Raw genomic sequence first — 19,305 nt, 5'->3', positions numbered from 1 at the left:
CGAGGCGCCGAGTCCGGTGGCGCGCAGGATTTCGTCGCGTCGTTGGAGGACGAGGTTGCCGTTGGCGACGTTGACGGAGGCGGCTTCGCCGTTACGGCCGGTGGTGGCGGTGGCGGATCCTGAGCCGAGTTGGGGAGCGAGTTGGCTGTTGAGCAGGCCGAGGGCATTCCCACTGACGATCGCGACCATGGCGACGGCACCTTATACGTAACGGAGAGTGAAGAGGAGAGGCAGGCACGGTGCATCCGTGCTCAAGCTGTATGCTATGTCGGCGTGATTTTATCTGTCGGAAACGGAAAGTCAAAACAGCATTGTCTTTTGGCAAGGCAAAGCTTGATTCAAGCCAAACTATGAAAAAGCCGGGCATTCAGCCCGGCTTTTTTTCTTAAACCATGACTTCGGGATCACCCCCCAGCCCCCCGCCATCCTCCTTCCAGATCACCCCGTGGCCGAGCGTGGGCTGCGCATGACGCCGGTGATGCCGGCGGCAACCGGCTCGAATCGGACACGCAACTCGGTTGAGCAACCTTTGCTTTCCCATCCATCCAGGCATCTTTGAACCATCCCGCCCAAACAGCGCCGCGGCGTTGCCGCAGCAGCTTGGCTGTATCAAGAGCAGTTATCATCCAGGAGACGTACTTGACGCTGTCTGATTGAGGAACACCTTGGACGAACTTCGTTTGATCGCGACCTTTATCAAGGTGGCCGAGCTTGGCAGCTTCAACAGGACCGCCACTCAGTTGGGTGTTTCGGCCGCGGCGGTGAGCAAGGCGATACGTCAGCTCGAGCAACATCTGGGTGTTCGCCTGTTCCACCGCACGACGCGCAAGTGTGCGCTCACCGAAGACGGCCAGCTGTTCTTCGACTCGGTCAAAGACAACATGGCGGGGCTGATCGCCTCGCTGAACCGCACGCGCAATGCCGCACAGGATGAAGAGGGGCTGATCCGCATCAGCGCGGGTGGCGCCGTCGGGCGCAAGGTGCTGATGCCCTTGCTGGCCGAGTTCAGCCAGCGCTATCCCGGCATCAGCTTTGACCTCGAACTGGAAGACGGCACCACCGATACGGTCATCAAGCGCATCGATGTCGGGTTCAAAGCCGGCAATGCGCCTACCGCGCAAGTGGTGGCGCGGCGGCTGTTTCCCATCCAGCTGATCGTTTGCGCCGCCCCTTCCTATCTGGCAACCCGCAGTCCACCGGACCAACCCGCCGATCTGATCCATCACCGCTGCGTGGGCTATCGGCAGCCCGGCACGGGTCGGCCCGTGCCGTGGGAGTTCCACGCAAATGGCGAAACAACGTACCTGCACAACCAATACAGCGTGTGTTGCAGCGACCCCGAAGCAGAGATGCAGGCGGTGATCGAGGGGATGGGCATCGGCCAGATCGACAGCATCAACGCCGCCAGCGCCATCCGTGCCGGCAAGCTGGTGCCGCTCCTGACCGACACCGTGAGCGAACGCATGGGGCTTTATCTGTTCTACGCCCAGCGCCTGGATATGCCGGCACGGGTCCGCCGTTTCATCGATTTTGCCGGTGACCGGCTGCGTACCAGCGAGGACTTCTACCTTCACGGCCGCGAGCTGAGCGGAAAGCCCTGATCCTGCACCACTGTTAACTTGCGGTTAATAGTCATATGCCGGAGGGCCTTCTACCGGCAACAATGACCGCTCCCTAGGATGGCGCCTGTCGATTCCGACACCTGAACCATCCCAAGGAGAAATGTCATGACGCAAGAACTCGCAGGCCGCGTTGCGGTGATTACCGGCGCTTCCAGTGGCATGGGTCGTGCCACCGCCCTCGCACTCGCTTCGCGTGGCGCCAAGGTTGCCTTGATGGCACGTCGCCAAGCCGCCTTGGAGGAAGTCGCCAAGGAAATACGCTGGGGCGGCGGTGAGGCGCTGGTGATCGTCGCCGACGTGACCGACCAGATGTCGACCGATGCCGCCGCGCTCGCGGTGCAACGCGAGTACGGCAACGCCGACCTGGTGTTCAACAATGCCGGCCTGATGCTACCCGGCGCCATGGGCACCCAACCCATCAGCGAATGGGAACGTCAGATCGACCTCAACGTGACGGGCGCAATGCGGGTGATCCAGTCTTTTCTGCCGCAGCTGGAGGCCGCCGCAGCCGAAGGCAGGACGGTGGATCTCATCAACACGTCGTCGATCACGGCCCAGAACATCTTCGGTTACTTCGCCGCCTATTCGGCCAGCAAGGCTTTTGTGAGCCATCTTTCCCGCCACCTGCGGGTTGAGCTCGGACCGAAGAACATCCGCGTGGCCGTGCTGGAACCGGGCATCACATCGACCGAGTTGCAAGGTCATGTGACGTTTCAGGGCGCAAGGGACTGGCTGGCTGAAGCCGCCAAGAGCATCGACTTCCTCAAGCCTGAAGACATCGCGGAAACGGTGCGCTTTTTGGTTTCCCTGCCGAAGCACGTGAACCTTCAGCAGGTCGTGATCATGCCTACCAAAGAAGCGATGTGACCTTCGCTTCGCCCTGATCGTGGCGGCGCCCGATGTGCCGCCGCCCAGGGCAGCCGCAAACGCTGCACCTGGGCGGAGGCATCCTACCGTGGCGATCCACGCCGGAGGCGCGGGGGCATCACACCCCCAGCACCCCGCCATCCTCCTTCCAGATCACCACCGTGGCCGAACGCGGGCGGCCCATGGCGCCGCTGATGCCGGGCGCGCCTTCGGGCCATTTGCTGAAGGCGGTGGGGTCGGCCAGCAGCACGTCGGTGATGGTCTTGCCGGCCGGCGGCACCGGAGCGTTCGGGCCGCTGACTTCGCCGGGGTGCTGCACGTTGATGAACACCGTCTTCACGTCCGGGGTGAAGGTGATGCCGGTGATCTCGCAGCCGTCCGGGCCGACCAGGAAGCGGCGGATTTCCTTGGTGGCCGGGTCGGCCACCAGCAACTGGTTGTTGCCCTGGCCCTGGTTGATGCCGGTGTTGCTGTTGCTGCCGTCGGTTTCGATCCACAGCAGGCCGTTCGGGGCGAACGCCAGGCCGTCCGGGCTGTTGAAGGTGTTGTCGGCGGTGACGTTGGCCGAGCCCGAGCGCAGGTCGCTGCGATCCGGGAAGGCGATCGGGTTGCCGGCCAGCACGAACAGATCCCACTCGAAGGTCAGCGCCGCGGCGTCGCCGTCGGTTTCGCGCCAGCGGATGATCTGGCCGAAGGCGTTGCTGGCGCGGGGGTTGGCATCGTCCGGCACGGTGCGGCCGGTGTTGTTGGTCAGGCTCAGATAGACCTCGCCGGTGGTCGGGTGCACGGTCACCCATTCCGGGCGATCCATCTTGGTGGCGCCCACCGCGTCGCCGGCCAGGCGGGTCTTGACCAGCACGGCGCCCTGGTCGGCGAAGCCGGCGTCGGCGGCCAGCGTGGGATTGGCGGCCTTGTCCAGCAGGATCCACTGGCCGGTGCCCATCATGTCGCCGGTGGCGGCGCCGGCGTCGAAGCGCGCCACGTACAGCTTGCCGCTGTCGAGCAGGTTGCGGTTGGCCAGCGGGTTGGCGGCGTCGTATACCCCGGCGGTGACGAACTTGTAGACGTAGTCGTTGGCCTGGTCGTCGCCCATGTACAGCACCACGTGGCCGTCCTTGGCCAGCGTCATGGCGCAGTTCTCGTGCTTGAAGCGGCCCAGCGCGGTGCGCTTCTTCGGGGTGGAGCTGACGTCCCACGGGTCGATTTCGACGATCCAGCCGAAGCGGTTCGATTCGTTCGGCTCCTGGGCGTAGTCGAAGCGCTTGTCCAGTTCCTCCCAGCGGTAGCCGGTGCCCTTGGCCGACAGGCCGTAGCGCTTCATCACCGCGTCGCGGCTGTCGGTGGCGTTGACGGTGCCGAAGTAGCTGTTGAAGTTCTCTTCGCAGGTGAGATAGGTGCCCCACAGCGTCCAGCCGTTGCCGCAATTGTTCAGCGTGCCCAGCGCCATGGTGCCGGTCGGGTCGGCGCTGGTCTGGAGCATGGCGTGGCCGGCGGCCGGGCCGGTCAGCAGCATGGGGGTGTTGCCGTGGATGCGGCGGTTGTACGCCGAGCCCACCTGCACCTGCCATTCGCCGTTCACGCGCTTCACGTGGATCACCGATACGCCGTGCGCGTGCTGCGCCTTGCGCACCTTGTCCAGCGTCCAGGTGTTGGGATAGGTCTGGCCGGCTTCCGGCTTGAAGAAGTACTCGTAGTTGCAGTACTCGTGGTTCATCACCAGCAGCCCTTCGTCGCTCAGCTCCTTGCCGTCGGCGCCGGTCAGCGGGAAGAAGTGCATGCCGTCGTGGTTGTCGCCCACCTGCAGCGCCTGGTCGGCGCCGGTGTCGGAAGCGTCGCCCTTCCAGGCGGGCGAGTTGTTGAACAGCGGGCTGCCCCAGGGCGCGATCACCTGGTAGCGATAGCCCTGCGGCACCACGATGCTGTGGCCCGAGCCGGCGGGCACGGCGGTGAAGCCCAGCTTGGGCGCGGTCGGGGCCGGCGTGGGGGTCGGGCCGGGCGTCGGTGTCGGTGTCGGCGTGGCGCTGCCGCCGTCGCTGCTGTTACAGGCGGCCAGCGAGCCGCCGAGGAACATCGCGGCGGACAGGCCGAGGCCACCCTTGAGCATGTTGCGGCGGGACACGACGCGCTGCACCACGTCGTTGAAGTGTTCGTTGTCGGACAGGTTCGACGGAATGTCGTCGTGGTCGAAGGTGCTCATGATGCGCTCCAGTGGTTGGAGCGGCCAGCAAAACCCTGGCGGCGCCGCGCGAATCTGCCAGGCGCCTTGTATCGCCGGTGGGTCTCGCTGCTTGCTGAAGCTGGGCCGGGTTTTGCTCGTCGCTCTCGTTTTTCAGGGCCTAAGCCGTCTGTTCGGGCGGAGCGATTATCGGGAGCGCTGTTTACCGCAGCGTGGCGTCGGGGTGACGGAATTGTTGCAGTTTCATGCACCGAACCACTGTGGATACAGCTCGCGCAGGCGGGGCAGCACCTGGCGACGTACCGGCACCGCGCTGCGGCCCACCAGCAGTTCGTACTGGCCCTTGCCGACATGGTTGGCGCGCGTCACGCGGCGCGGATTCACCAGATACGAGCGGTGCACCTGCAACAGCACGTCCTCGGTGAAGTAAAGGCGGATGGCGCGTAGCCGCAGCGTCACGTAGAGCGGCATGCCGCCGTCGGCGGTGTGGATGCCGCTGTAACCCTTGTCGGCGCGGATGAACAGCAGCTTGTCGCGGCGCGACGCGATCTCGTACAGCTCGGACAGCACGTGCGGCTGGCGCGTCAGTTCGGTCAGATGCTGGCGCACCAGCGCGATCTGCCGCGCCAGATGGTGCAGCAGCGCTTCGTCCTCGGCGTCGGCCGGGGCGTGGAACGTCAGCGTCAGCTGGTAATCCGAGCCGTCGTCGGCGTTGAGCCAGGCGCGGCGGCGGTCGTCGCTGAAATGCACGCCGGGCGCCAGCACGCCTTCGGCCTCGGCCGGCGCGTCGCCGGCCTGGCGCACCGGCGCGCCGTCCTGCATCAGCGCCACGCCGGCCACCTCGGGCCGTTCGGCCAGGAACTGCATCATCACTTCCAGCATCCGCTCCGCGCTCTTGTGCTCGCCCAGCGTGGCCAGCAGTGCGTTCAGCTCGGCCAGGCGGCCGGCCGGCGACGGCGCTTCGGCGGCGGCCGGCGCGGCGTCGGGCAGCGGTGTCACGTCGATGACCGCGGCGGGCGGGGACGGTCGCGCCGGCGCGGCCAGCGCCAGGTGGGCTTCCAGCCGCGCCGCGCGGTCGCGCAGCGCCACCCAGCCCGGCGAGCGCGACGGGTCCACCCGCTGCGCCAGAGCCGGATCGCGCAGACGCTGCAACAGCGGCAGCAGCAACCACAGCTGCGCCGCGTGCTGGCGCACCGCCAGCGCCTGCTGTCGTCGCCCATGCCAACGGCGCCAGCCCCAGCCACCGCCGAGCGCCAGCAACAGCGCGGCCAGCGCGCCGGCCAGCGGATCGGCCCACGGCGGCCGGGCGCGCCAGGCTTCCAGCACGTTCTGCGCATGGCCACCGAGCGGGTCGTAGTGCAGGTGCGCCTGGCGCAGCAGGCTGGCGTCGCCGCCGACCTCGCCGGACAACTCCCACAGCGCCACGCCGCGATAGCCGTGGGCGTCCGCCAGCGCCAGCTTGGCGCGCAGGGCGCGCGCGCTTTCGTAGGTGACGAACAGGCGCTTGCCGGCGTGGTACAGGCTGTCGGCGCCGGCCTGTTCATCCCAATGACGGACGAAGCCGGGCTCGCCGGCCAGCGTCAGCACTTCGTCGTGGTCGAGCAGGCCGGTGGCGCCGCTGTTTTCGTCGTCCCAACTGCCGAGCAGCGCGCCGGACGACGGCTGGCCCAGGCCGTGCGCCTGTGGCGGCACGCCGGTCCAGGCGTTGCCCTGGTTGTCGATGCCCAGCACCAGCTTGTCGCCGGGCACGCCGCGCGCGGCCAGCGCGTCGATCAGCGTGGCCACGCCGCCGTCCGGGCCGCGCAACGGTGCGTTGTGGCCGGTGGTGCGGCGCCAGGTGCCGGTGTAGTCGTAGGCCAGCAGCACCACGAAGTCGCTCAGCGCGGCCAGCGCCGGCACATCCAGCGTGCGCGACTGCTCCAGCTTGCCGCCCAGCGTCAGCGCCAGCGTGTAGTGCCGTGCCGGGGCCTGGGCGTCGAAGGCGTTGCGCAATGCCTGCATCAGCGCCAGCAGATGGGCCGCGTCGGCCGGACCGGCGCGCAGGTCGGGCGCGCCGCCCACCACCGGGTAGCGCCAGTCGATCACCGCGCCATCGAAACCGTGCCGCGCCAGGAAGGCGACCAGCCGCTGGGCGAAGCGCTGGCGCAGCGCGGGGTCGGCGGCGATGGCCGGGAAGTCGCGCGAACGATCCCAGCCACCGATCGAGATCAGCGTGCGCAGCCCCGGGTACTGCGCGCGCACCTGGCGCAGCCGCGCGTAGTTGCCGCGCGCGGCGGGCAGGCCGTTCTCGGCCGGGTAGGCGTGATTGAGGTCGGCGACGAAATCGGCGGCGACCACGTCGCCGCTGGCGGTCGGTGCGGCGTGGGCGTAGATCAGGTGGGTGAGGCGGCCGAAGGCGATGCGCTCGAACGGCGCGGGGCGGTGATAGGTGGCCCAGGACGCGAAATAGCCCGCCACCACGGGCGAGGCGGGCGGGTCGATTCGCCCCAGGGCCTGCCCGGCCAGCAGCCAGCCCCATGCCGCGATGACCAGCCATCGCCAAGGTTTCGTGCGCTCCATCCCGACCCTTCTTTATCGCGAGCCATCCGTCCGTGGCGACGGTCGCCGACGCGTCGCCCGGGCGATGTCGTCGACGCCGCGCCGGTTGCGGCGGTGGCTCTGTTTTGTGGCGCGCTTTGGGCGAATCGACCTTCAAACGCGGGTGCGAAGGAAGTCCTTCCCTGCGGGTTGGTCCGTGGGCCGGCGTCTGCTTTGTCGCACGGCTTGCAGAGAGGAAGGCTATCTGCTGCGCCGCGCTTCGCGCAGCCATCCGGCCCACGGACCAACGCATCCCGCGTTTGAAGGTCGATTCGCCCTGGGCGCGCGTGATCGGGCGATTGTAATGACAAGACGGCGCACGCTGCGCAGACAAAAACCCTGATGGCCATCCCGGGCCGACGCCGGGCGGGCAGGCACCGCCATCGGGCACGGCGGGCGACGTTGTCCGTGAAATCGTCGCCGGTGCAATGTGATGCCAAGCGTTTGAATCCAAAGGGTTTGGTTGCGCGATTCGTGAAACGGGCCGGCCTGGGCCGTTGTCAGCGCCGGCCTCGACCCCGAAGCTGTGCGGGCGATACGACAGGTGCGTGGGGCCGATGCGGCCCCGTTGCGCGGAGAGCCTGCCGTATCGCCTCCGTGCGGGCGATGGCGAGATTGCGCGCGCGGTGCTCGGCAGGTGACATCGCGCAACGCGGGTGCCTGCGTGGTCTGGTCGTTGGCGTGGTCCACTCCCGGCACGCCGACGGTGGGACGATTTCATCCTGGGCGGAGGGCGCAAACCCTCCGCTTCTTTTTTTGCCGCTCAGGCGTGCGGCTGCCATCGGGCAAGGCTGCCTGGCGGTGCGGCGACCGGCAGGCGCGAAGCGGCTTCAGCGCGCGTCGGCGGCCTGCACCACGTAACGGCCGGCGAAACGCGCGGCCAGCACGTCGGCGTCATCGCGGATTTCCACCACCAGATGCAGCCGCCCGGGCCGGCCACGGGCCAGCGCGCGGCGCAGGCGCGCCACATCGTCCGCCGGTGGCGGCAACACCCGCGCGTGGAAATCGCCGTGGATCGGCAGCAGGAATTCGGTGTCGCCGGACTGGATCACCGCGTCCGCGTCGTCGGCGGCCGCCAGCAGCGCCGCCATCCAGCCGGCGATGGTGGCCAGGGTGGAGATCGCGCCGCCGAAAGCGGTGCCGTGGTCGTTGCGGTTGACCGCGAACGGCGCGTGCAGCGCCCAGCCATCCGCGTCGCCGCGCACCTCGACGCGCATCGCGTCCAGCAATGGAAAACCGCCCCGCAGGCGGGCTTGCCAGTGCGGGGCGAATTCGGGGGAGGCCGCGTTCAACGTGTTCAGTCTTGAGCGGGCTCGGCGGCGGGAACGGGCGCGACCGCCGGGGCCGGCACGGGCGCCGGGGCGGGTTGCGGCGGTTGGCGCGGCGGCAGGAACAGCGCCGGGATCTGCGACAGCGGCTTGTCGCGCAGCAGCGGCATGCTGGGAATGCTCGGCTCCAGCGCGGCGTGGGTGGCGCGGGCGGCGGGGCGCTCGCGGCCGCGATAGGCGTCGCGCTCGCCGGCTCGTTCGCCATTGCGTTCGCCGCCATTGCGTTCGCCGTTACGACGGTCGCCACGATCACCACGCTCGTTGCGGTCGCCACGGCGCGGCGCTTCCTCGCGGCGCGGCTCGGGCGCGCGGGTGGTGCCCGGCGAATACCCCGGCACCGGGGTCAGTTGCAGCTCTTTCTTGATCAGCTTCTGGATGCCGGCCAGCGCCTTGTCCTCGCCCGGATCGACCAGCGAAATCGCGACACCCTTGGCGCCGGCGCGGCCGGTGCGGCCGATGCGGTGCACGTAGTCCTCGGCGCTGTTGGGCAGCTCGAAGTTCACCACGAACGGCAGCTCGTTGATGTCCAGCCCGCGCGCCGCCACGTCGGTGGCGACCAGGATCTTCAGCTGGCCTTCCTTGAAGCGGGCCATCACCTCCAGGCGCGAGCGCTGGTCGCGGTCGCCGTGGATGGCCTCGCAGTCGAAGCCGTCGCGCTTCAGGTCGCGCGCCACCTGGTCGGCGCCCTGCTTGGTGCGGTTGAACACGATCACCTGGCCCATGTCGTGGGTGCGGATCAGGTGCGCCAGCAGCGCGCGCTTACGGAAGGTTTCGCACGGATGCAGGATCTGCTCGACGTTGTCGTTGGTGGCGTTCTGCCGCGCCACCTCGACCAGCGCCGGGTCTTTCAGGAATTCGCCGGACAGCTTCTTGATCTCCGGCGAGAAGGTGGCCGAGAACAGCAGCGTCTGCTTGCGGTTGGTCAGCAGCGAAATGATCTTCTTGATGTCGAGGATGAAGCCCATGTCCAGCATGCGGTCGGCTTCGTCCAGCACCAGGATCTCGACCTGCGACAGGTTCACCGTCTTTTGCTGCACGTGGTCGAGCAGGCGGCCCGGCGTGGCCACCAGCACCTCGACGCCGCCGCGCAATTGCGGGATCTGGCCGTTGATGTCCACGCCGCCGAACACCACGTGGCTGCGCAGCGGCAGATGCTTGCCATAGGACCTGGCGCTTTCGAATACCTGGTCGGCCAGTTCGCGGGTGGGGGTGAGGATCAGTGCGCGCAGCGGGTGGCGGGCGGGGGAGACGCTGGTATTGGCGTGGGGCGCCAGTCGGGTGAGGATGGGCAGCACGAAGGCCGCCGTCTTGCCGGTGCCGGTCTGCGCCGCGCCCAGCAGATCCCGCCCGGAGAGCACGTGCGGAATCGCCTGTGCCTGGATGGGGGTGGGATGCTCGTAACCTTCTTCCGCTACCGCCTTGAGAACTTCCGGCGCCAGCCCCAGCGTTGCAAACGTCATGCCTGATTGACCCTTATCCACGATATTCCCAGCGTCGAACGCCGTAAGAATTCGCCAAGTATTTGAAGAAAAGCAGGAAATGTAACACCAACGCGGGCGGGCTGCATACCGCGCGGCGTGCGTTGGGCTAAACTGCGGCTATTTTTGCACCCACCTGGGTGCTTGCGGCCGGGCAAACCGCGCCGCGCACGACCGGAGGCCCCACCATGTACGATCTTGCCCGCACCCGCCTGACCACCGTGCGCGACTGCCTGCGCTTCGCCGTATCCCGCTTCAACGCCGCCGGGCTGTCGTTCGGCCATGGCACCGACAACGCCTTCGACGAGGCCGCCTACCTGGTGCTGGCCACCTTGCAGTTGCCGCTGGACCAGCTCGAACCCTACCTGGACGCCGTGTTGCTGCCCCAGGAACTGGACACCGTGGTCAGCGCCATCCAGCGCCGCGCCGAGGAACGGGTGCCGGTGGCCTACATCACCCGCGAAGCGTTCCTGGGCGACTACCGCTTCTACGTGGACGAACGCGTGATCGTGCCGCGCTCGTTCATCGCCGAGCTGCTGCGCGACGACGCGCTGCTGCCGTGGATCGAAGAGCCGGAACTGGTGCATCGCGCGCTCGACCTGTGCACGGGCTCCGGCTGCCTGGCCATCCTGCTGGCCGACGCCTTCCCCGATGCCGAGATCGACGCGGTGGATCTCAGCAGCGACGCGCTCGACGTGGCCGAGCTCAACGTGGCCGACTACAACCTGGGCGAGCGCATCGATCTGGTCGATGGCGACCTGTTCGAGCCGCTGGCCGGCGAGACCTACGACCTGATCATCTCCAACCCGCCGTACGTGGACGCCCACTCGGTGGAAGAGTTGCCGCAGGAATACCTGCACGAGCCCGAACTGGCGCTGGGCAGCGGCGAGGACGGCCTGGACGTCACCCGTCGCATCCTGGCCCAGGCCAGTCAGTTCCTGAACCCGCTGGGCGTGCTGGTGGTGGAGATCGGCCACAACCGCGACGCGCTGGAAGCCGCCTACCCGCAGTTGCCGTTCGTGTGGCTGGATACCTCGGCCGGCGACGGCTTCGTGTTCCTGCTCACCCGCGAAATGCTGGTGGAGGCGGGGCTGTAACCTTCCGCACATGAAATAAAAGCAGGGCGCCGCATGGCGCCCTGTTTCGTGGTGGGGCTCACTCAAGGCGTGGGGGTCGGCTTCGACACCGCCAGCGACCTGCCCACCGGGGCGTTCAGCGTCATCTGGACGTTGTACCCGTCCGTGCCGTTGACCCGATGCATCGTATAGATCGGCGTGGTGCTGGCGGGGTACACGGCCCACAGCCGATCGCCCACCACCGCGATGTCGGTGAGCGGGTTGGTGATCGGATGCCCGACCTGGATCCGCGTGGGCGTCGCATTGGTCATGGTGACCAGCGCGCCCGGCGTGTTCAGGTCGTAGCGGAAGCCGACGGTCCAGTAGTTCTGGTTGCTGCGGTTGATCGCCGTGGTCAGGATTTCCTCGGGCGCCGAGGCCGGGGCGAAGTCGATGGCGACCACCGGATCGCTGGCATTGATACCCGCCGGCGGCGGCGCCGTGGTCGCGTCGGTGCCGAAGTCCCACAGCTCGTGGGTCGAGATGATCGCGGCCTGGTCGGGCTTGAAGCGCACGATGCGCAGGTGCACCAGCGTGGGAATGCCCACGTGGTACAGCAACACCGCATAAGTGCCGTTGTCGCTGATGGCAAAGCCCCGCACATCGCCGGTGGTCAAATACGGCGCGGCGGCGGCCAGGTTGGGCAGCGGGGTGCAGGCGCCGGTGACGCGGTTGATTTCCATCAGGTTGCGATTGGCGTCGATGCCGACCAGCACACCGTCGCTGGGGCGGATATCGGTGGCCACCGGCTTGGCGGTGCACTGGTCGATGCTGCGACCGGCGGGCCAGTCGTAGAACTGCGAGGTGGTGATGCCGTCGTCGACCCAGGTGTATTGCTGGAGGCCACTGCCGCCGCCGGAACCATACAGGAAGAAGCCGCTGGGATTGGCCCCCGGGGTTGGCGTGGGCGTGGGGACCGGCGTGGGCGTGACCGGCGGCGCGGTCGGTGTCGGCGTCGGCACACCGCTCGGCGTCGGTGTGGGTGGTGTCGGTGTCGGCATACCGGTCGGCGTGGGTGTCGGCGACACCGGCGGCGTGGGTGTGGGCGTATCGGGTGGTGTCGGTGTCGGAGCATCGGGTGGTGTCGGCGTGGGCGACACCGGTGGCGTGGGCGGAGCGGTGGGCGGAATACCGCCGTCGCCATCGCCACCACCGCAACTGGCCAGGGCCAGGCCGGCCAACACCGCGGCGCACATCAGGGTTGGTTTCATGTCCATGTTCGTTCCCTTTTGAAGGAGCCTCGGGCATCGCCTGCGGCGCAGGCCGTGGCATGGTCGGGCTTGCTCTGGAAAGTGCTTGGCGCATCACCGTTTCTACGATGGTCGGCCGGCCGGTCGGGCCCGTGCTTGATGCGTGGCAACATCGCGGGTTGGTTGGCGGGATTGCCATGCCAGAGGAGGGGGCGGTGCACGCAGGTCTGTGCACCGGAGATTGCCGCGGGTCTGAAAGCCCGAGGGCGCGGCGGGCGCGCCCTCGGGAGCGGGCCCACGCAGGGCCCGAGGACAGCGATCAGTTGTCCGCGGGCGGGAAGCGCACCGCCAGGGCGGTGTTGGTCGGGTTGGTGGTGCTGGTCCTGTCCAGCCACAACACATAGTTGTCGGCGTTGTAACGCGACTGGACATGGGTGATCGGGTCGAAATTGACCACGTAGCCCGCCGCGGTCGCGTTGTTCCCTTCGCGGAGGTACAGCCGGCCATTGGCAATGGCGATGTCGTTGTTCCCCGGGTTGTAACGGCTGTAACACGACTTGCCGCCCGCCGTGTCGCTGACCAGCGCGCCGTCGGCGTCGTAGACGAACAGGTGGGTGGAGCCGCATTCGTCGCTGTTGGGGATGACGGCCTTACGGGTGGCGACGACCAGCCTGTTGGTGTCGCCGGTATCCATGAAGTCGATCCCGAAGGCGCGGCTGTCGGTCAGGGTCGGTGTGGCGGTCGCGCCGGCCCACAGCGTGGTGTCGGACTTGAACGCGGCATCGCCTTCCTTGAAGGTGATCAGGCGGCCGTTGGCGCCGTCGTCCGCCAGCACCGCGTAGACGCCTGCCGGGTTGACCGCGAAGCCGATGATGGGTTGGCCCAGGGCGGCCAGCGCGGTGCCGATGGCGCCGGTGTTGACCACATCGCAAGTGCCCGTTTCATCGATGGTCATCAGCTTGCCGTCGGCGGCCATGCCCATCAGCACGCCATCGCTGGGACGGAAATCCATGGCCACCGGCTTGTCGGCGCAGTTGTCGGTGCCGTTCTGCAAGTAGGCGCCGGTGTCGGTGTCGTACCAGGCGGTGCCGACACCCGCGGCGGCGTTGTAGCTGATCCAGCCGGCGAGCAGAGGCGGTGTCGGCGTCGGGGTCGGTGTCGGCGTCGGGACCGTAGTCGGGGTGGTGGTCGGGGTGGTGGTCGGTGTCGGCGTGGGTTTGCCGCCATCGCCACCGCCACCACCACAGGAGGCCAGGCCCAGCGCGCCGAAGAACGCCAGGGCAATCAATGTGGGTTTGAGTCTAGCGTCGAGTTTCATCGTCATTTCCTTTCACAAGATTGAGAAAAAATCTTCGGGTGGGGGATGTGTTTGCGACGTCACGCGACATCGGGGTTTGCTGTCTGCGTGCTTTCAATAGTCGGATTTGGGTGTTGGGCTTTGCTTGACGTGCCTCAAACATCCCAGGCGCATGGCGGATTGCAAAAGGAGGGCCGTCTGAAAATCTGCCGCCTGTCCGTGATGAAAGGTCAGATGACCGGTTGCGTCATCGTCGAAGGCGGCGCAGTGGCCCGGCCAGGCTGGGCCAGTACCGCCCGATGCGCCGGCCGCGCCACCGCTGGACCACGCGCGCCGAGCGTGGGCCGCCGTGACAGCGGGCGGCTTTCATGGAAAGCGCACCGCCAGCGCGGGGCCGGTGTCGTGGCGGGCGGCCAGCGGCAGCGATCCGGTGCCACCGCGGTAGTCGCGCAGGGTGAAATCGTCCAGCGCGTATTCCTCGATGGTGCCGGGCACCTCGCCGTGGTGGCCGGTGCGCAGGTAGAGCGCATTGCCGACGATGGCGATGTCGCCGTCATGCAGGCCGCCGCCGTGCTTGAGCACGCTGGTGGGCGCGCTGTAGGCGAAGCTGCCGTCGGCGCGGTAGGTGACAACGTGCGCCGTCTCGCGCGCGTCGCGGCGCGACAGCACCACCAGCTGGCGGCTGTCGCCGGTCTTGAAATCGATGCCGAAGGCCACCGCGTGGCGTTCGATCTGGCCGGGTGTCTGCGCCCAGAGCGTGAGATCGGAACGCAACGCCCGGTCGCCGGGCTTGAAGGTCACCAGCCGCCCCTGCTCGCCGTCGTCCAGCAATACCGCGAACAGTCCATCGTCGTTCACCGCGAAGCCGCGCACCGGCAGGCCGAGCTGATCCAGCGCCTCGCCCACCGGGCCCAGCGGCTGCGGCTCGCAGCGCCCTTGCGCCGGGGCGATCGCCAGCAGTGTGTGGTCGGCGGTCATGCCCAGCAGCACGCCGTCGGCGGGACGGATGTCCAGCGCCACCGGTGCGGCGGGGCAGGCGTCGCTGCCACGGCCGATGAAGTCGCCGGCCACCGCGCCGAACAGCGCGCTGCCCTGGCCGCCGTGCAATAGCCAGCCGCTGGGTGGGGTGGGGAAGGGGGTGGCGGGCCCGGTGGCCTGGCCGATGGGTCGGATCGCCGGCGCCGCCGGCGCCAGGGCGCTGCTGGGGCCGCTGCCGCAATGCACCAGCACGCCCACCATCGCCAGGGGAATCAACAGGGTGGTGAGTTTCATCTCGCTTGCTCCACAACGTGCGATGGGCCGGATGCCCGATGAGGCAGTCCGGCGGCAGCGCGAACGTGGTCGTCCATGGATGAAATTGTCCGCGGCGGGGGGCGGGCGCCAATGGGATAACTCTTCAAAATCGGCGGGCCGGAAGAAAGACCTTGCGGTGTGGGGCGGATGGCGTACCGGTCAGGGTATAAAACCCTTGTTAATCAATGTATTGAATGGATTTGCCGCCGGCCTCCGCCGCCGCGATGCCATCCGCCGCACCGGGCCAGCCGGCGGTGGCGGCGGGTGATTCCTTGCCCCGTGGGGCGGAAATCGTCCCACCCGCCCGCACGCGGCGCCGTTGCTTGCCCGGCACCGCGTCGCCAGCCACCCGCCCTGGGTGGAATTGTTCCCGTCCTGTCGCGCGCCGCGATCAGAAAATTCTTGAAAATCAACGCATTGTAAAAAATGCGCGGCCTGGCACGCCTCTTGTTAACCCTGGCCCGGGCGGACGATCCCGGCGCTCGACTGGTGTGATGCCCAGTCCAAATGCCGGGGAGGACCAAGACGTGGCCGAAGCATGGCCGCGCCACGGTCGTCGCCGGCGCGGGGCTCCTGGTGTGCAGGCTGGCCGATCCGAGGGTCGGGCAGCCGGGGGCGCGCACCGTCGAGATCGCCGCGACGGGGAGCCGATCCGCGCCATCCGCGGCGGATGGGTTCCAAGCAACTTCTTTTGCTGACAGAGCGAGGTTCAAGATGACCGAAAGCATTCAGAAGCGCCTGCTGCGGATACGGCCGCCGCGGGTGCGCATCACCTACGACGTGGAAACCGGCGGGGCGATCGAGAAACGCGAGTTGCCCTTCATCGTCGGGGTGTTCGCCGACCTCTCGGCCGACCGCGAGGATCCGGAGGCGTTTCCGCCGTTGAAGGAACGCACCATGGTCGATATCGACCGCGACAACTTCAACGACGTGCTCAAGACCGCCGCGCCGCGCGTCAAGCTGTCCGGCGTGGACGACCTGCTCTCCGAGCAGCCGGGCAAGCTGTCCGGCGCCATCGTGTTCAAGACGCTGGACGACTTCGAGCCGCTGAACATCGTCACCGCCGTGCCGCTGCTCAACGAGCGCTACGTGGCGCGTACCCAGATCCGCATGGTGCAGGCGCGCTCCGAGACCGACGACACCCTGGCCGCGCTGCTGGACGCCGTGACCGCGCCCAAGACCGGCGGCGCATTGCGCGACAAGCTGGTGGCCAGCTACGCCCCGGCCGACGGCGCCGACAAGTGGAAGGCCGCGGCGGTGACCCCGTCGCTCGATCCCACCGCCGAGGTCGACGCCAAGCTGCTGGGCCGCTGGGTCAACGACCAATCCACCCCGGAAGAGAAAGAGGCCGCCAACACTCTGGTCGGCCGCTTCGTCGCCGAAGTGGTGGCGCCGCTGAACGACAAGCTCAAGGCCGACCCGGATTTCGAAGTCACCCGGGGCGCCACCGCGCTGATCGACGCCCGCGTCGGCGAGATCGACGCCGCGCTGTCCAAGCAGCTGTCGGCGATCATGCACGCCGAGAACTTCCAGACCATCGAGGCCACCTGGCGCGGCATGTTCTACCTGGTGTCGCGCACCGAGACCGGCACCATGCTCAAGCTGCGCGTGTTCAACGCCACGCGCCAGGAGCTGCTGAAGGATATGGAGAAGGCGGTCGAATTCGACCAGAGCACCATCTTCAAGCTGATCTACGAAGCCGAATACGGCACCTACGGCGGCGCGCCCTACAGCCTGCTGCTGGGCGGCTACGAATTCGGCGGCGCCGGCGAGGACATCCGCTTCCTGCGCAAGATCACCGAAGTGGCCGCCGCCGCGCACGCGCCGTTCCTGGCCGCCGCTGATCCCCGCCTGTTCGGCCTGGACGGCTACGACAAGCTGGCCAAGCCGCGCGACCTGGCCAAGATCTTCGAAGGCGCCGACCTGGGCGAATGGCGCGAATTCCGCCAGCTGGAGGATTCGCGCTACGTGTCGCTGGTGCTGCCGCACGTGCTGCTGCGCCTGCCCTACGGCGAAAAGACCCTGCCGGCCGAAGGCATCAACTTCGCCGAGGACGTCGCCGGCCAGGACAACCGCAAGTTCCTGTGGGGCAACGCCGCCTACGTGCTGGCCGAGCGCATCACCAACGCCTTCGCCCTCTACAGCTGGACCGCGGCGATCCGCGGCGTGGAAGGCGGCGGCCTGGTGGAAGGGCTGCCGCAATACGTGTACGACACCGACGCCGGCACCCGCGAGCTGTTCTGCCCGACCGAGGTCTCGATCACCGACCGCCGCGAAAAGGAATTGAACGACCTGGGCTTCATCGCGCTGTGCCACTGCAAGGGCGCGGGCAAGGCGGCGTTCTTCGGCGGCCAGACCACCAACCTGCCGAAGAAGTACATCACCGACGACGCCAACGCCAACGCGCGCATCTCGGCAATGCTGCCGTACATCCTCGCCGCCAGCCGCTTCGCGCATTACATCAAGGTGATCATGCGCGACAAGATCGGCACCTTCCTCACCCGGGGCAATGTCGAGTCGTTCCTCAACACCTGGATCGCCCAGTACGTGCTGCTGGACGACAACGCCACCCAGGAAGTGAAGGCCAGCTACCCGCTGCGCCAGGCCAGCGTCGTCGTCACCGAGGTGCCGGGCGAGCCGGGCGCCTACCGCGCCACGGTATTCCTGAAACCCCACTTCCAGCTCGAAGAGCTGACCACGTCGATTCGCCTGGTGGCGAATCTGCCGAAGTAAACCAGGGAAGGAACCAACATGGACCTGATTCTTTTACAACCGGGCGATTCCGACATCTTCGGCGGCGACAACAGCTGGGACAACGGCGGCAGCCTGATCGACAACGAGTGGCGCGACGAGGTGCTCGACCTGGGCAAGTGCCTGGAACTGGTGTCGGTGCACCAGGGCATGAAGCAGCAGATCACCACCGACGTCAGCAACTCCGCGCGGACCTCGGGCCGGCCGATCATCACCGAGTTCACCTGCGTGAAGTACGTGGACAAGACCTCGGTGAAGTTCTTCGAGTACTGCCTGCGCGCCCAGCCCCTGGGCAAGGGCAAGGACCAGCCGACCAAGCTCTACATCGCGCGCAACTCGGGCGACAAGACCGCGAACATCCTGACCATCGCCCTGCGTGACGCGATCATCAGCGAGATCCAGTTCCAGTCGCACCCGGACGACATGCCCACCGAGCAGTTCAAGCTGTCGTTCACCGAGATCCTGTGGACCTACACGGTGCAGAAGGCCGATACCACCACCGCCGGCAACCTGTCGGCCGGCTGGAGTATCGCCCGCAACCGGCCGATCGGGCAGTTCACGGATTAAGGGGGGGCGGCGTTGCCGCCGGGAAGGGGGAAGAGGGAAGGGGGAAGGGTAAAAGCCAACCCCAACCCGAAGCCCGCGCGGGCATGCAGCGGCCTTGTCGTTGCCTGTTCCCTTCCCCCTTCTCCCTTCCCTCTTCCCCGGGGTTAAGCAGATGAGATTCCTCTTCGAACGTCTGGTCGGCGAGCCGGCCTTGCCCGGTGGCGGCACCGAGCCTTTCGATCCCGCGGCGGCGGTGGCGGCGCAGATCGGGCGGCTGGTGTCCACCCGCGCCTGGGTGACGGGCGAGCGGGTGGGGTTGCTCGATTTCGGGATCGAGAACGTGACCGATCTGGCGTTGAACAATCGTGGTCAGCTGGCGCGTTACGGCGTGCGGCTGGCGCAACTGATCGCGGAGTACGAGCCGCGTCTGCGGGACGTGGTGGTGAATGTGGAGCCGGTGCCGCACGACGCGTTGCATCCGTGGCGGCTGGCGGTAAGCGGGGTGTTGGCCGAGAGCGGCCAGGCTCATCTTTTTCATTTTGCTTTACCACAACATTGAGCCCGATGACCGGGCGCGCATGGGCTGCGGCTCATCTGGAATCAAGCCCCCGGCCAAGCCGGGCGCTCGCCGGCGTGGGGATGCCGGCAGGGGCTCAACCCTGGTCGATTCCACTCCCCCCGCCCTCGCCGCCGCGAGGGAGCCTCGCGGTGCTCGAGCGTTGCTTTTTTTGAGAATGGTAAGAGACATGAACCCCTTCCTGCACTTTGCTTTGTTGGTGGCTGGCTGCCGGGCCGAAGGCAGGGGGCGGGGTGTGGCTGTTGTATCTGGGTTTGCGACTGCAACTGCAACTGCAACTGCAACTGCAAAGGCGTTTAACCGCCTAGCGCCTGCGGCGCGGTTGTTTGATGCCCTTCGCGACCGGGCGGGCCGGTTCATTTCTTTTGCTTCTCCAAAAGAAACGAACCAAAAAAAAGGAGCCCCGCGTCTGCGCCCCTCCGGGGTTCCCTACGTCGGTCGCGAGCCTAAGGTCTCGCTCCACTCCTCGGCGCCACGTAACGGGAGGA

At 67.5% G+C, this 19,305-nt stretch carries 15 protein-coding genes; 7 read left to right on the top strand and 8 right to left on the bottom strand.

Annotation, left to right across the window (positions count from 1 at the left end; all coding sequences use genetic code 11):
• Positions 1 to 189 (bottom strand): hypothetical protein (locus C556_RS23330; protein ID WP_211214759.1); only part of this gene is annotated, 189 nt, incomplete at its 3' end.
• A gap of 476 nt (positions 190 to 665) precedes the next feature.
• Here C556_RS23330 and C556_RS0118490 point away from each other — a divergent pair.
• Together C556_RS0118490 and C556_RS0118485 are read left to right on the top strand one after the other, a co-directional pair.
• A complete protein-coding gene (locus C556_RS0118490) occupies positions 666 to 1,601 on the top strand; it encodes a LysR family transcriptional regulator (protein WP_018749735.1) in 936 nt (311 codons plus the stop codon).
• Positions 1,602 to 1,727: 126 nt separating this feature from the next.
• Positions 1,728 to 2,489: an SDR family oxidoreductase gene (locus C556_RS0118485; RefSeq protein ID WP_018749734.1), complete on the top strand. Its 762-nt coding sequence runs from the start codon at positions 1,728 to 1,730 to the stop codon at positions 2,487 to 2,489.
• Positions 2,490 to 2,607: 118 nt separating this feature from the next.
• On the opposite strand, the gene C556_RS0118480 is transcribed toward C556_RS0118485, so the two are convergent.
• From C556_RS0118480 to C556_RS21165, 4 genes are all read right to left on the bottom strand, one after another.
• Complete coding sequence (locus C556_RS0118480; RefSeq protein WP_018749733.1) at positions 2,608 to 4,686, bottom strand: PhoX family protein; 2,079 nt, start codon at positions 4,684 to 4,686, stop codon at positions 2,608 to 2,610.
• Positions 4,687 to 4,908: 222 nt separating this feature from the next.
• A complete protein-coding gene (locus C556_RS0118475) occupies positions 4,909 to 7,224 on the bottom strand; it encodes a glycosyl hydrolase family 18 protein (protein ID WP_026263212.1) in 2,316 nt (771 codons plus the stop codon).
• 848 nt (positions 7,225 to 8,072) lie between these two features.
• Positions 8,073 to 8,534, bottom strand: coding sequence for a YiiD C-terminal domain-containing protein (locus C556_RS0118470; RefSeq protein WP_018749732.1), 462 nt, complete (start codon positions 8,532 to 8,534; stop codon positions 8,073 to 8,075).
• Positions 8,535 to 8,539: 5 nt separating this feature from the next.
• A complete protein-coding gene (locus C556_RS21165; protein ID WP_018749731.1) occupies positions 8,540 to 10,030 on the bottom strand; it encodes a DEAD/DEAH box helicase in 1,491 nt (496 codons plus the stop codon).
• 206 nt (positions 10,031 to 10,236) lie between these two features.
• Here C556_RS21165 and prmB point away from each other — a divergent pair, with 206 nt between their 5' ends.
• Positions 10,237 to 11,145 (top strand): 50S ribosomal protein L3 N(5)-glutamine methyltransferase, encoded by a 909-nt coding sequence (prmB, locus tag C556_RS0118460; protein ID WP_018749730.1) that lies wholly within the window; start codon positions 10,237 to 10,239, stop codon positions 11,143 to 11,145.
• A gap of 62 nt (positions 11,146 to 11,207) precedes the next feature.
• On the opposite strand, the gene C556_RS23675 is transcribed toward prmB, so the two are convergent.
• From C556_RS23675 to C556_RS0118445, 3 genes are all read right to left on the bottom strand, one after another.
• On the bottom strand, positions 11,208 to 12,374 hold the full coding sequence (locus C556_RS23675) for a hypothetical protein (RefSeq protein ID WP_211214758.1): 1,167 nt from the start codon (positions 12,372 to 12,374) through the stop codon (positions 11,208 to 11,210).
• Between the two features lie 298 nt (positions 12,375 to 12,672).
• Positions 12,673 to 13,671, bottom strand: a complete 999-nt coding sequence (locus C556_RS23670; protein WP_157236273.1) for a DUF4394 domain-containing protein — start codon at positions 13,669 to 13,671, stop codon at positions 12,673 to 12,675.
• 345 nt (positions 13,672 to 14,016) lie between these two features.
• Complete coding sequence (locus C556_RS0118445; protein ID WP_018749727.1) at positions 14,017 to 14,922, bottom strand: hypothetical protein; 906 nt, start codon at positions 14,920 to 14,922, stop codon at positions 14,017 to 14,019.
• 735 nt (positions 14,923 to 15,657) lie between these two features.
• Here C556_RS0118445 and tssC point away from each other — a divergent pair.
• The 4 genes from tssC to C556_RS23665 form a co-directional block, all read left to right on the top strand.
• Positions 15,658 to 17,676 (top strand): type VI secretion system contractile sheath large subunit, encoded by a 2,019-nt coding sequence (tssC, locus tag C556_RS0118440; RefSeq protein ID WP_018749726.1) that lies wholly within the window; start codon positions 15,658 to 15,660, stop codon positions 17,674 to 17,676.
• A gap of 18 nt (positions 17,677 to 17,694) precedes the next feature.
• Positions 17,695 to 18,261 (top strand): Hcp family type VI secretion system effector, encoded by a 567-nt coding sequence (locus tag C556_RS0118435; protein ID WP_018749725.1) that lies wholly within the window; start codon positions 17,695 to 17,697, stop codon positions 18,259 to 18,261.
• Between the two features lie 151 nt (positions 18,262 to 18,412).
• A complete protein-coding gene (locus C556_RS0118430; RefSeq protein WP_018749724.1) occupies positions 18,413 to 18,799 on the top strand; it encodes a GPW/gp25 family protein in 387 nt (128 codons plus the stop codon).
• Between the two features lie 187 nt (positions 18,800 to 18,986).
• Positions 18,987 to 19,305 (top strand): hypothetical protein (locus C556_RS23665; RefSeq protein ID WP_211214757.1); only part of this gene is annotated, 319 nt, incomplete at its 3' end.

Origin of the sequence: Chitiniphilus shinanonensis DSM 23277, from assembly GCF_000374805.1 — a bacterium.
Classification (GTDB): Bacteria; Pseudomonadota; Gammaproteobacteria; order Burkholderiales; family Chitinibacteraceae; genus Chitiniphilus; species Chitiniphilus shinanonensis.
The sequence above is the reverse complement of the archived record's forward strand: the minus strand, read 5'-3'. Positions and strand labels throughout refer to the sequence as shown.

What these genes read in the sequence shown, in the direction of transcription:
- C556_RS0118485 (WP_018749734.1), top strand. Translation starts at nt 1,728, where the DNA reads ATGACGCAAGAACTCGCAGGCCGCGTTGCGGTGATTACCGGCGCTTCC.
- C556_RS0118480 (WP_018749733.1), bottom strand. Translation starts at nt 4,686, where the DNA reads ATGAGCACCTTCGACCACGACGACATTCCGTCGAACCTGTCCGACAAC.
- C556_RS0118475 (WP_026263212.1), bottom strand. Translation starts at nt 7,224, where the DNA reads ATGGAGCGCACGAAACCTTGGCGATGGCTGGTCATCGCGGCATGGGGC.
- C556_RS21165 (WP_018749731.1), bottom strand. Translation starts at nt 10,030, where the DNA reads ATGACGTTTGCAACGCTGGGGCTGGCGCCGGAAGTTCTCAAGGCGGTA.
- prmB (WP_018749730.1), top strand. Translation starts at nt 10,237, where the DNA reads ATGTACGATCTTGCCCGCACCCGCCTGACCACCGTGCGCGACTGCCTG.
- C556_RS23675 (WP_211214758.1), bottom strand. Translation starts at nt 12,374, where the DNA reads ATGAAACCAACCCTGATGTGCGCCGCGGTGTTGGCCGGCCTGGCCCTG.
- C556_RS23670 (WP_157236273.1), bottom strand. Translation starts at nt 13,671, where the DNA reads ATGAAACTCGACGCTAGACTCAAACCCACATTGATTGCCCTGGCGTTC.
- C556_RS0118445 (WP_018749727.1), bottom strand. Translation starts at nt 14,922, where the DNA reads ATGAAACTCACCACCCTGTTGATTCCCCTGGCGATGGTGGGCGTGCTG.
- tssC (WP_018749726.1), top strand. Translation starts at nt 15,658, where the DNA reads ATGACCGAAAGCATTCAGAAGCGCCTGCTGCGGATACGGCCGCCGCGG.
- C556_RS0118435 (WP_018749725.1), top strand. Translation starts at nt 17,695, where the DNA reads ATGGACCTGATTCTTTTACAACCGGGCGATTCCGACATCTTCGGCGGC.
- C556_RS0118430 (WP_018749724.1), top strand. Translation starts at nt 18,413, where the DNA reads ATGAGATTCCTCTTCGAACGTCTGGTCGGCGAGCCGGCCTTGCCCGGT.